This window comes from Sporolactobacillus sp. STSJ-5 (assembly GCF_024385605.1).
Classification (GTDB): domain Bacteria; phylum Bacillota; class Bacilli; order Bacillales; family Sporolactobacillaceae; genus Sporolactobacillus.
In genome coordinates this window covers 1-12,140 of the sequence record NZ_JANFOJ010000035.1, presented here as the reverse complement: position 1 = coordinate 12,140, position 12,140 = coordinate 1, and the positions used below count along the sequence as shown (strand labels likewise).

The following is a 12,140-nucleotide window of genomic DNA, read 5'->3' as shown; positions in this document are numbered from 1 at the left end:
GTGCAGCCGTTCTCATTTGAATAAAGGTACTTTAGATATTATAATTTACCGGCGACTCGAGCTGATGAAAAAAAATTGGTCAGCCAACCGACAATAATTAATGTGCTAATAAGGATGGCTGGGAAAAAATGGGCAAAATGCTGAGAATTTTCAAACAGCCATTGCATTTTCGGTTCGCTCATAATCATTTCCGATGCAGTATAGCCAAGAACTCCGCCACCGGCATAGATCAAGATCGGGAAGTGCTCTAAAGCGATGAGAATCAGCTTACTCCCCCATACAATGATGGGAACAGAGAAGATAAGGCCGATTGCAATATAGCCGATATGGCCCTTTGAAGCACCAGCTATGGCAAGCATGTTGTCAAAACCCATGACGACGTCTGCGAATACAATGGTTTGGACAGCAGCAAACATGGACGTGCCTGCACGAACATTATGTTTTTCTTCTTTATTTGTCATCAGGCGAACGGCAATGACAATTAAGAAAATGCCTCCTGCAAGCATCAGAAACGGAATGTTGAGTAAAGACACAACGATCGCCGTCAGGCAGATCCGCACAATGACGGCAAGCCCGGTACCGAGAAAAATGGCTTCGTTCCGCTGCTTTTCTGCGAGTCGGCGGCAAGCAAGTGCAATAACGACCGCGTTGTCTCCGCCCAAAATAATATCTATAAAAATTATTTTTAGAATGAAAAACAGGGTATTGAGATCAAAAGACATGCGTTGATAGCTCCTTTCCTCTGCCTCCGTTCAAACTTATGCGGACTTGTCCCGAATCATTCCGCTAATCTGTTTGACAGACATTTGCCGTTCTATTGTTTTCTTTGCATAAATAATTTACACGATCAATAAAATGAAACAATTAAACTTATTTTGCTTGCTGAGAAGGCAAGTGCGGAATGTTTGGAATAAGGATTACTTTTTATTTCAATAGTGAACGTTTTATCATACAATAGAGGTACAGGATAGATATTGTCCATTGGCGGTTGGTCACTCCCATAACTAGTGATGAAGAAGGGAGAGATAGCGTTGAAAATCGAGCGAATTAACGAAAACACACTGAAATTCTACATCAGTTATTTGGATATTGAAGACCTTGGCTTTGACCGTGAGGAAATTTGGTATAATCGTGATCGCAGTGAAGAGCTCTTTTGGCAAATGATGGATGAGGCACATAGTCAAGAATCGTTCTCACTTGAAGGGCCGCTTTGGATTCAGGTTCAAGCGCTTGAGAAGGGCATGGAGATTATTGTAACTCGTGCTCAAATTTCGAAGGACGGTGCGAATCTCCAGTTGCCGATCTCAGAAAATAAGCATTTGGATATTCCAATTAATGATCACGAGGACCAGGACCCAGATCAATCGGACATGTCCGAAGATGATACTATGAAGGACGGCGAAGAACAGGACGATGAAACTGAGGAAGATTCACAGCCGATTTCTTTCATTATCGAATTCGATGATCTTGAGAACTTGATTTCGCTGAGCCATGCTTTTGAGACGCATGAGAATATGGATACCGTATTATATGCGTACAAAGGTTATTATTATTTAAACATCACATTCGATGATGAATTAACGGATGATTGTCAAGATGATGCCTTAAGCAAAATGCTCGAATTTGGTCTTGACACAAGTATGACGCATTATGTTCTTATGGAATATGGTAAGGAATTAATATCAGACCATGCCTTACAGACAATAAAATCTCATTTTCCTTTACTTTCATAAGTCTACTAAGCACCTACAAGAGATGATCTGAAAAGCTTGCCGATTGGCAAGCTTTTTGTTTTTTCCAGAGAGGCTGTTGAACTGCCTGTTCGTATGAGGATTGTGCGGGGATTTTCTTACACATGAGAAGGAATGACAGTCTACACTGTCGAAATCATAAAAATAGAAGGAACAGGTGGTGATTTTGTGCTCATCGCATCAACGAAAAATGCTGAACGAATTTCACTGATTGCCCGAGTATGGCCTCGTGAAACGCTGCTGCAGATGGGGAAAATCCATGGGTTTTATTGCCCTGTTTGCCAAGCACCGGTGCATCTGAAAACGGGCACAAAACGATGTTGGCATTTTGCACATCAGCCACATCATGCGTGTTTTGTCGACAGTGAACCGGAAACGTCCGCACATTTGTCAGGTAAAGAAGATCTTTTTCATTGGTGTGACGATGCGGGTCGATCGCCGCAATTGGAACATTACCTGCCCGAGCTCAGGCAGAGACCGGATTTATATTTGCCGGGAATTGAACCTGCTGTAATTGAGTATCAATGCAGCATGATCCCTGAAGAGGTGTTTGCCTCGCGTTCAATGGGATACCTCGATGCATATATCACACCGATATGGGTCATCGGCATTAATCACTATCATCGACAATGGGAGAGGATTCGTCTATCTGGTTTTACCTCCATGGCAATCCGCCAATCAAGGGTCTCTCCCGAAACACATCCGTTTTCTTCTCGTTACTATGTTTGGTTTTATGATCCGTCTACAAAGGTTATCCGCTGCGTTCATGGCCTTTCTCCACTTTCGAAGACACATTTTATTTCCCAGGAAAAGAGCGTTACGCTCTCAGTATGCAAACCTTATCAGTTAATTTCTCCGCCGCAGAAATTTTCACCAGCCCAATTTAAGCGTTATTGGCTGGAAATGAAAAAGAGAAAGCGGCAGGCAATCCCCTATCATATGACGCGCGAAGAATACATGCTGCGTGCTCAAACTTATCAATTAAACCATTATTTCGCTTGTTATCCCGCCTTTGTAGGTCTGCCGCATCATTCATTTATCCATCTTATGAATCCGCCTCTGTTATGGCAAATGTGGGTATATCTTTTTATGGGTGTTATTGAACCGAAACGCTATGTTATGCCCCGACAAATTATTGAGAAAGCTGTACAGAGGGGGATGGGGTCGCTGTATGAACTTCGGCACCTTCCGCTTTGTCCATTGAAAACTGCAAATCAACTTGTCAGAATTTATTTGGAGCAGCTGATTCGGTTGGGGATTGCTGAGAAAATGGATGATCGTTATCGGCTTGTCTATTTGCCCCCAAAAGATCTGGTGATTTCTCGATTACTGGAGGATGATCGTCGTGTTCTGGAGCGATTAGAAGAGACGCTTCTTTCAAATCCAATTAAAGAATAAGCTAAATTTTGCGTAAATGATAAAAAAGAAGTACGATATGGTTGATACATTTTTTGGAAAAGCAATGACATTGGAGGTGCCGCAATGGCTGGTGAAAAGACAACTGCGCTCCCAAAACGAGAGGATATTCCGGTTCAGGAAACATGGGATCTCGAGGCGATTTTTCCTGATGCGGATGCGTGGGAACGTGCGTTTCAAAAGGTTAAGGATTTGATCGCTGAAGCGGAACAGTTTAAAGGGAAAATAGGAGATTCTGCCGAAACATTATTTGCGTTGCTTAAGAAACAGGATGAACTGACGGAACTTTTATATAAGGTCTACGTCTATGCACACATGAAATCAGATGAAAATACGGCAAATGCGACTTTTCAAGCGCTTAATGACCGCGCCGGCAATCTTGCTGCGGTAGCAGGAAGCAAATTAGCTTTTGCTGTTCCTGAAATTTTAGCTATTGATCCGAAAACGCTGAACAGTTTTATTGACAGCAGTAAGGATCTGCAACTCTACCGCCATGCACTTGATGAAATCATTCGGACGCGTCCTCATGTGCTGGATAGTGAAAAAGAAGCACTTCTTGCGGCGGCTGAAGAGGTTACCGACGCTTCATCAACAACGTTCGGCATGCTAAACAATGCGGATTTGAAGTTCCCAACGATTAAGGGTGAGGACGGAGAAGACGTTGAAATTACACACGGGCGTTATGGCACACTCATGGAAAGTGAAAATAGGCAAGTGCGCAAAGATACATTCGAAGGCATTTATAAAACGTACGGTGCATTCAAGAATACTCTAGCTTCGACATTGAGTGGTCAAATCAAGCGCGATACGTTCTATGCCAATGCGCGTCATTATAAGTCGGCACGCGAAGCGGCTTTGTTTGGTAATGATATTCCGGAAACGGTTTATGACAATTTAATTAAAACCATTCATGACAACCTGCCGTTGATGCACCGATATGTGGCGCTGCGTAAAAAGGCGCTCAATGTTGATGAACTTCACATGTATGATCTTTATGCACCGCTCGTCCCGAATGCGAAGATCAAAGTTACTTATGATGAAGCGAAGGAAATTGTAATTAAAGCACTGGCACCGCTTGGCGAAGATTATTTGAATGTTATTCTGGATGGTTTTAAAAAGCGTTGGATTGATGTGCGTGAAACACAGAACAAGCGGAGCGGCGGTTATTCTGGCGGCAGCTATGGCACCATGCCTTACATTTTGTTGAACTGGCAGGATAATGTCGACAGCATGTTCACATTGGCACACGAGCTTGGACATTCGATGCACAGCTATTATTCCCGTACATGTCAGCCGTACCCTTATTCAGACTACTCAATCTTTGTTGCAGAAGTTGCTTCTACATGCAATGAAGCGCTGTTGAATCACTATCTGCTTAAAAATACGGATGATAAGAAGAGAAAACTGTATCTGTTGAACAATCAATTGGAGGGCTTTAAAGGAACGGTCTTCAGGCAGACGATGTTTGCAGAATTTGAGCACATCATTCATGAGAAGGCGCGTGCCGGAGAGGCGTTGACTGCAGATCTTTTGACGGAAACGTATTACAACCTGAACAAGACTTATTTTGGAACGGATATTGTCGTAGATGAAAAAATTGGTCTTGAATGGGCGCGTATTCCGCATTTCTATTACAATTACTATGTTTATCAATATGCAACAGGATTCAGCGCCGCTTCAGCTCTTTCTTCGCAAATTCTGCAGGAAGGCGCGCCGGCTGTTGAGCGCTACAAAAACTATCTGAAATCGGGAAGCTCTGATTCACCGATTGAAGTGCTTAAAAAAGCAGGCGTTGATATGACGGATCCTAAACCGGTACAACAGGCAATGGATGTCTTTGCCAAAGTTCTGGATGAAACTGAACACCTGCTGTTTAGTTGAAAAAAATACTGTTTAAAAAACGACAAGGACTGAGGATTAAATTCTCAGTCCTTGTCGTTTTCATTCATTGCTGCGCCGATGCCGTGTCACGAAGCACATCATGAAGAAAATAATTGTGAAGAGCATCGCCCCGGAAAGCAGCAGGGACTCTAAATGCAGCAATCCAAGCAGGAAATGATAAAAACAAAAAAACGTAACGGCGGTCAGAAGACAGAAAACAAAAAGTTTCATGGCATTCATCCTCTGCAGTTTCTCTAAAAACAAGCCTATGAATGTCTCGGAGTAAACATTCATCTAGAAGGTAAGAAAAGATGCTAGAGCTTGAGATAGCTGCGCACTCGTTCGTAAATCCAATCCATGGCTACACTTTTTTGATAGACGAATTCAAATAGGCGGCCCCGTACATAGACCTCATAATTGAACCAGCCGCGCTTAGTCATGCGGATGTGATTGTTGAAAATATCTTGCTTATTTCTTCGCAGATCCAGTGTTACGTGAGCAATTATGGCATCCAATAGTTCCAAATAAAGCGGTTTGAATTTAGTGTCCGCACGGACAATAGCTGTTCGATCACGTTCAAATGCCATTTTAATGAGCGGAAGCAGCATATATTCGGCGGCAATTTTCATTTCTTTTTCAGTCATTTCCGAGGCGGGCAGAAATCCTCCATGATCATTCATTTGAAATGCCCCCCGATTTTATTCGCACGTGCGCGCAACTGGCTGGACGACATAAGTGAGGTGCCATGAAAGATGGCCGTCTTTCCATATTTTTGATAAATTGTGTCGATTGCAGCACTTAATTTTGTTTTTTCTTCAATATGAGCGAAGAGATCGAGCTGATAGCTGCTTGATACCGGCTGAAGATCACTAAGGGTGACTGCAGCGGCTCGTACCGGAAGGCAGTCCCAGCTTTCTGTAAAAAGCCGATTAACCGCATGATAAATATCCATGCCAAAATTTGTTGCGAAGGGCAGCTTGATCTGGCGATGAAAACCGGTATGGCGCTCAAAAGTTCCGGAAATGCCAACGGAGACAACAAGCCCCATATAGTGTTTCACACGGGCTCGATAAGCGACCTCTTCACTCAATTCGAGAAGGATCACACGAATATCGCGCATTTCCGGGTAGTCGAAGGGCAGGGTCATGTGGTGCCCGATCGCTTTTTGTTCTGTAAAGGTGCTCATGGAGACGGGAGCACTGTCCAAGCCGTGTGAGGTTCGCCATAACAGCTCTCCGTTCACACCCCAACGCTTGCGCAGTAAAGCGAGCGGAAAACGGGCGAGATGACCGATTTGGCGAATCCCCATTCCAATGAAGTGCTGCTCCATTCGATGGCCAACGCCAAACAATTCACCAATGGGCAGGGGCCAGAGGTATTTTTTTATATTCTCAGCATTTAACTCAAAAATTCCTGCTTTGTTCTTTTTGCCATAATGATCACAAGCCATCTTGGCCATTACTTTATTGGGTCCGATTCCAATGCGGGCATAGACACCAAAGCGTTCCTGCATGCATCGCTGAATCTTCCGTGCAATGGTTGAGGGTGAACCAAAGAGCGGCAAGCTTTCGCTGACGTCAATAAACTGTTCATCAATCGAATAAGGCTCAACCAGATCGGTAAACTGTCTAAGAAATCGTGTCACGGCTGTAGATACATCAATGTAATGCTGCATGCGTGGCAGACGGATAACCGCCTGCGGACACTTAATTAACGCTTGACCAAGCGGCTCGGCCGTCAGTACGCCGAAATGCTTGGCAATCGGGCAAGCGGCAAGGACGATGCCGCTTCGCTGCCTCGGGTCACCTGCAACGATCAGAGGCTTGTTTCTGAATTCCGGGAAATCAGCCTTTTCAACAGAAGCGTAGAACGTTTGCATATCGATCAGGAAGATCACTCGATCCATGTGCGACACCTCAATTAATTGGATATGGATTTATTATACACGAACAAGCGTTCTTTTAACACTGGAAATAAAAACGTGTGTTCGTTATAATAGAGTTATGGAATGATTTAAGACAATGAAAAAGCCCTGCTCCTTTTTTAGGAGCAAGGCAATTATGGTTCTTGCAACATTCAAACGATCAAATGATACGGTCATTACGAATGACCGATATAGGACCAGTATTCACCGCTTTTCAGAGAAACCGGTTCGATAATTTGCTGGAGCTGCAATTTGCGCAGTTCCTTTAATGCCTCTTCTTCCGTTAAGTCATAGATTACGACGACTTCCTGAGTGGTCAGAAAGCATTGTTGTTGAAAATAGTCTTTGAGCGAAATATTTGGCGCTGGGATCGGCTGCTCGCCCAGGAGTTCGGTCAAAATCTGTACATAGACGGAGTAAGGGTAATGTCCGTTTACCTTAATGGCTTCAGAGTCATTGCATGGTGCTGAGAAAACCAAGGTCGGAAGTTCGGTGATTGCCAATTCATTTGCTAATCGGCGATCACACTGAAAAGCCTTAATCGGACGACAGGAATGATAGTCATTGGAAAATTCCTGTTCATTCAGTCCGGCAAGGCGAGCGACACCCAGCAGCTCTTCAAATTTATTCAAGCCCTGTCTTCTGAGAAAAATCTGCTCACGTACGCGGCGAAGAAAAATTTGCCCGGCCGCACCTCCTTGGAATTCGGCCGCCTTAATCGCATAAGCGATCGAATAAGGAGAAGGCGGATTTTCCAGCCACACATCACTGTCGCAGCACATGCCGGTCAGGCGGGCATATTTGTCCCATTCCTCAGCAATTCTTTTTGCACGAGTGAATTGACAGCGATTTACCGTGTCATGCTTTGTCGTTAACAAGACGCGAAATGTAAAATAGTCATGGTATTGAAAAATAAATTTTTTAAGTAAAGGTTCAAAACCCCAGCATTCAGGGCAAAGCGGATCAATGAATGTTAAAATTTCGACTCGCTGGAAGGTTCGTTTCCTGCCGGTTCTTAATGTACACGACTCGTTTCCCGGTGTTCCCTCACATATAGACCCTTCCTCAAAACGTGTCATGGGATCCCACCTCTGGAAGAAATTTTAAATAGGGCGGCCTCAGAAATGGCCCCTGATTCAGATGGACTGTGCCGATAGCCGGATTGATCCATCTCATCATATCTTTATCCATTATTGATAAAGTCAACCTGCCTTTATTATATTCTTTTCAGTTTCATTCATTGAATGGTGGAAGCACAACTTTATGATTCCATCGTCCTGAAACTTTCTATATTGTAACAAGTTCCGATCATTGAGGGCAACTAATCGGCACTCAAGCTGTTTTTTGCGGCATAAATAAATGTTTGAAAAATGCGTTTAGTTTAACAAGTGAAAGTGTTGGGAAAATGTTGCCAGAGGTTGAATCCGCAAATGAAGGTGCTATAATTTGAGACACGGGGAACTAAGAAAAAATAAAGTGAATGAAGGAAGAACGATATGTTACCTGCTTTTTCCATTGGCGAATTAATCAAAAAATCATGTATTTCAGTTTGTGCCGCTTTTTTATGTGCGCTCAGCATGAATCTTTTTCTTGTGCCGGCTCATGTCTATGCGGCAGGAATAAACGGTGCTGCCCAATTGATTTCAGATATCCTGTTTGATGGGTTGAACCTTCATCTTTCGATCGGTTTGCTGATTCTCGTTTTAAATTTGCCAATTGCCGTACTTGGATGGTATAAGGTCGGAAAGAGTTTTACCTTATTTAGTTTCATTACAGTTATGCTGACCTCATTATTTTTAACTGTTCTGCCGGTGCATCCGCTGTCTTCAGACATTCTGCTCAATTCTATATTTGGCGGAATGATCTCTGCGATCGGTGTTGGAATTGCCTTGAAATACGGTATTTCAACGGGCGGTTTGGATATCATTGCCATTTTTTTAACGCGGCGTAATCGTAATGCATCATCAGGTAAATATTTTTTGATTTTGAACGGTATTATTATTGTGATTGCCGGTGCGGTGTACGAATGGCAGTACGCACTTTATACGTTAATTTCACGTTTTGTAAATAGTTATGTGATTGATATGATTCACACAAAATATCAGAAATTGACGGTTATGACGATCACGGATCAGTCGGATCGGCTGGTTGAAGCAATCCAGGATCAATTTGACCGAGGAATGACGGTGATTCCGTCATACGGAGGGTTTACCGGCACCAAAAAGAGTACGTTAATGATGGTCATCAGTCATTATGAATTGTATAAAATGGAGCGGTTGATTAAGAGCATTGAGCCGAATGCGTTTACAAATATTCTTGAAACAAATAAAATTATCGGTACGTTCCACACGGAAGAACAGCAGCGGGCAATCCAGGCCATGAAGCATGGAGAACACACCTTAAAGGTGGAGCAGACGCTGGGCCCCCAAGATTATGAACGGTTTCAGAAGTTATTCGGCACGTCGATTGTCAAGTAATTGTTTAACGGAAAAGATAAATTGAAAGAAATGGCATGAAAAAAGAGGGACGTTCACCTGAGCGCCCCTCTTTTTTCATTCTCGATAGTGGGTAAAGACAAAACGTTTGAAGTGGGTGGCAGCAGGAGACAGGGCACGGTCTTCATACCATGAGAGCCCGATCTGTCTTGAGCAGCTTGGCCACTTTACATGCAACTTGGCCACTTTACTGTCGTCGATGTCTTTTTGGTCGGGAAGCAAGGCGACGCCAAGTCCCGCCGCAACCAAACCGGCAAGTGTGGTCACTTCTTCGCCTTCAAATGTGATGTTTGGTGTGAAATTAGCTTTTCGGCAAAGCTTATCGGCAATCTTGCGCAGCTCATAGCCTTCTTTAAGCGCAATCATCGGTTCGGATTGGATTTCATCCAAGACGATGGATTCTCTGCGCGCGAGCGGATGGGTTCTCGGAAGCATCAGAAAAAGCTCTTCGTCCCAAAGCTTTTCCCATTGAATATGGGGATCATCGAAGGCATGATGCACAAGGCACAGATCAATTTCCCCCGATTGAAGCTGTTTGAGTAGTGAGACATTATTGTTTTGATAAAGCTTGATTCGTGTATTGGCATGTTCTTTTTGAAAGGCACGAAGAATATTTGGAATTATGTTTACGCCGAGCGTGTGCAGAAATCCTAGGGAAACCTCACCGTATTCAGGATCAAGCAGGGATTGAATTTCCTTTTTCGTATCATCAATCTCTTTTAAGATCCGATTGACATGCTTTAAGAACACCTTGCCATACTGATTTAAGATAATACTTCTTCCTTGCCGTTCGAAAAGAGAAATGCCCAGTTCTTCTTCAAGGCGTGCAATCGACCTGCTGAGCGCGGGCTGTGAGATTGACAGAGCCTCCGCTGCCTGCGTCATATGCTGCAGCTGGGCGACCTTTTGAAAATATTCAATCTGTTGCCACTCCATAAATGATCACTCCTAAAAAGGGTGGAGAATGATAGCGAAAAAACGCTTCTCTACAGTCACTTTGTGATTAAAATGCCGTCATAAAACAGCATACGTGCTGAAGGTGTATCCTATATATTAACATAGTTATAGTGAAAAATCCCGATAATAAGGCATTTTATTGAATTGCATTACTCCGAAGAATATAACTCATAAAATAGGCAGCTGCAATGTATGTGTGCTTTGACGGGGGATCGGGTGCTCCGGATCTAAATCCTTATGCATGAATATCATTCACATAATTTATTAGACAACGAATAGGGATTGTCATAGTATGGATGTTACAAAGAGAAACAGAGAGGATGGAATTTTCCATGGATTATATTTCACCGGAAAGCAAAGCCTTTAAAAAGACATTAGTGGCTTTGTTTCTGGGAAGCTTTATCATGTTCGCTGATCTTTATTGCACGCAGCCTGTCATTGCTGTTGTTGCCGCTCAATTTCATGTGCAGCCGGCTATGGCAAGCTTGACCTTGTCGGCGGCGACCGGCGCACTGGCTATTTTTCTATTATTTGTTTCATTTACCTCAGGCATGTATGATCGAAAGAAAGTGATGGTGCTGGCGCTTGTTTCTTCGGCGTTTCTATCCATTATTGTCGGCTTCATCCAATACTTGCCGCTTTTGATTGCCGTTCGTTTTATACAAGGTGCGCTGCTTGCCGGTTACCCGTCTATTGCGATGGCCTATATCAATGAAGAATTTGACAAAAAAGTGCTTGGCTATGTGATCGGCATCTATGTCAGCGGCAATAGCCTTGGCGGTTTGGCTGGTCGGCTGATCGTTGGAACACTCAGTGACACGTTTTCCTGGAATATGGCGATCGCCATTTTAGGATTGGTGAATCTTGTGATGGGTGCCTTATTCATCATGCTGTTACCGAAGTCCAAGCATTTTGATGCGAAACGCGGGTCGATTAAAAGAACGACTGCAGGTTTCCTTGAAAATATTGAATCACCGGCACTTGTTTTCCTCTATTTAATTGGGTTCATTCTGATGGGGAGCTTTGTGACGGTATATAATTATTTTGGTATTCCGCTTATGGAAGAACCGTATAATTTAAGTCAGACTGTGGTTGGATTTGTCTTTATCATTTTTCTTGTCGGTACATTCAGTTCGACATGGATGGGCAAGCTTTCCGATCACACCAGTCGTTCCGGAGTGATTGCACTGTGCATCATTTTGATGACTTGCGGTCTGCTGATTACGATGTCATCATTCCTAGTGCTGAAAATTTTCGGTTTGGCCATGTTTACCTTTGGTTTCTTTGGCGGACATTCGGTTGCGAGCAGCTGGGTCGGCATTTTGGCGAACAGGCGTGAGAAAGCACAATCTTCATCACTTTACCTGTTGTTCTATTATGTTGGTTCAAGCGTTATCGGACCTGTTGGTGGATTATTTCTCGAATCGTATGGCTGGGGTGGGGTCGTCACCTCGATATCTATGCTTTGTCTGATCGGCATTTTGTTATGTTACTATGTACGCAGATTGGTAACACATGGTGAATGTCATCGTTTCCGTCTCCATCACCCAAGCCATCATCATCAAAAAGTTACGGGACAGCACATTTGACTAAAATGATTATGAAGTAAACCGATGTTCAATCCGAAAGGAATGAGCATCGGTTTTTTCTATTAACGTTATGTTCCTGTAATAGGCCGTCTTCGCTATTGCTTGGCTTCACCAAGTTTTCTTTATA

At 43.4% G+C, this 12,140-nt stretch carries 11 protein-coding genes; 5 read left to right on the top strand and 6 right to left on the bottom strand.

What is annotated here, in order from left to right; genetic code table 11:
• Positions 1-38: 38 nt before the first annotated feature.
• Positions 39-722: a TerC family protein gene (locus tag NOM01_RS16910; protein WP_255749758.1), complete on the bottom strand. Its 684-nt coding sequence runs from the start codon at positions 720-722 to the stop codon at positions 39-41.
• A gap of 309 nt (positions 723-1,031) precedes the next feature.
• Between NOM01_RS16910 and mecA the strand changes: the two genes are divergently transcribed.
• From mecA to pepF, 3 genes are all read left to right on the top strand, one after another.
• Complete coding sequence (gene mecA / locus NOM01_RS16905; protein WP_255749757.1) at positions 1,032-1,733, top strand: adaptor protein MecA; 702 nt, start codon at positions 1,032-1,034, stop codon at positions 1,731-1,733.
• 132 nt (positions 1,734-1,865) lie between these two features.
• Positions 1,866-3,149, top strand: coding sequence for a competence protein CoiA (locus NOM01_RS16900; protein WP_255749756.1), 1,284 nt, complete (start codon positions 1,866-1,868; stop codon positions 3,147-3,149).
• 84 nt (positions 3,150-3,233) lie between these two features.
• The gene (pepF, locus tag NOM01_RS16895) at positions 3,234-5,048 is read left to right on the top strand and encodes an oligoendopeptidase F (protein WP_255749755.1); all 1,815 of its coding nucleotides are present in this window, start codon (positions 3,234-3,236) and stop codon (positions 5,046-5,048) included.
• A gap of 60 nt (positions 5,049-5,108) precedes the next feature.
• On the opposite strand, the gene NOM01_RS16890 is transcribed toward pepF, so the two are convergent.
• The 4 genes from NOM01_RS16890 to NOM01_RS16875 all read right to left on the bottom strand — a co-directional run bounded on the left by NOM01_RS16890 (position 5,109) and on the right by NOM01_RS16875 (position 8,051).
• Positions 5,109-5,279, bottom strand: coding sequence for a hypothetical protein (locus NOM01_RS16890; RefSeq protein WP_255749754.1), 171 nt, complete (start codon positions 5,277-5,279; stop codon positions 5,109-5,111).
• 83 nt (positions 5,280-5,362) lie between these two features.
• Positions 5,363-5,728: a YhjD family protein gene (locus NOM01_RS16885; protein ID WP_255749753.1), complete on the bottom strand. Its 366-nt coding sequence runs from the start codon at positions 5,726-5,728 to the stop codon at positions 5,363-5,365.
• A complete protein-coding gene (locus tag NOM01_RS16880; RefSeq protein WP_255749752.1) occupies positions 5,725-6,954 on the bottom strand; it encodes a DNA polymerase IV in 1,230 nt (409 codons plus the stop codon). The genes NOM01_RS16885 and NOM01_RS16880 overlap by 4 nt, the downstream gene beginning before the upstream one ends.
• A 194-nt stretch (positions 6,955-7,148) precedes the next feature.
• Entirely contained in the window at positions 7,149-8,051 is a 903-nt protein-coding gene (locus NOM01_RS16875; protein WP_255749751.1) for a DsbA family protein, read from the bottom strand.
• A 417-nt stretch (positions 8,052-8,468) separates the two neighbouring features.
• Between NOM01_RS16875 and NOM01_RS16870 the strand changes: the two genes are divergently transcribed.
• Entirely contained in the window at positions 8,469-9,449 is a 981-nt protein-coding gene (locus NOM01_RS16870; RefSeq protein ID WP_255749750.1) for a YitT family protein, read from the top strand.
• Positions 9,450-9,524: 75 nt separating this feature from the next.
• Here NOM01_RS16870 and NOM01_RS16865 read toward each other — a convergent pair whose 3' ends face one another.
• Complete coding sequence (locus NOM01_RS16865; protein ID WP_255749749.1) at positions 9,525-10,403, bottom strand: LysR family transcriptional regulator; 879 nt, start codon at positions 10,401-10,403, stop codon at positions 9,525-9,527.
• A gap of 353 nt (positions 10,404-10,756) precedes the next feature.
• Here NOM01_RS16865 and NOM01_RS16860 point away from each other — a divergent pair, with 353 nt between their 5' ends.
• Positions 10,757-12,013, top strand: a complete 1,257-nt coding sequence (locus NOM01_RS16860; RefSeq protein WP_255749748.1) for an MFS transporter — start codon at positions 10,757-10,759, stop codon at positions 12,011-12,013.
• Positions 12,014-12,140: the final 127 nt, after the last annotated feature.

Bases quoted from the DNA above. Each gene is read 5' to 3' on its own strand.
- pepF (WP_255749755.1), top strand. From the start codon at position 3,234: ATGGCTGGTGAAAAGACAACTGCGCTCCCAAAACGAGAGGATATTCCG.
- NOM01_RS16870 (WP_255749750.1), top strand. From the start codon at position 8,469: ATGTTACCTGCTTTTTCCATTGGCGAATTAATCAAAAAATCATGTATT.
- NOM01_RS16910 (WP_255749758.1), bottom strand. From the start codon at position 722: ATGTCTTTTGATCTCAATACCCTGTTTTTCATTCTAAAAATAATTTTT.
- NOM01_RS16890 (WP_255749754.1), bottom strand. From the start codon at position 5,279: ATGAAACTTTTTGTTTTCTGTCTTCTGACCGCCGTTACGTTTTTTTGT.
- NOM01_RS16900 (WP_255749756.1), top strand. From the start codon at position 1,866: ATGACAGTCTACACTGTCGAAATCATAAAAATAGAAGGAACAGGTGGT.
- NOM01_RS16865 (WP_255749749.1), bottom strand. From the start codon at position 10,403: ATGGAGTGGCAACAGATTGAATATTTTCAAAAGGTCGCCCAGCTGCAG.
- NOM01_RS16885 (WP_255749753.1), bottom strand. From the start codon at position 5,728: ATGAATGATCATGGAGGATTTCTGCCCGCCTCGGAAATGACTGAAAAA.
- NOM01_RS16880 (WP_255749752.1), bottom strand. From the start codon at position 6,954: ATGGATCGAGTGATCTTCCTGATCGATATGCAAACGTTCTACGCTTCT.
- NOM01_RS16860 (WP_255749748.1), top strand. From the start codon at position 10,757: ATGGATTATATTTCACCGGAAAGCAAAGCCTTTAAAAAGACATTAGTG.
- NOM01_RS16875 (WP_255749751.1), bottom strand. From the start codon at position 8,051: ATGACACGTTTTGAGGAAGGGTCTATATGTGAGGGAACACCGGGAAAC.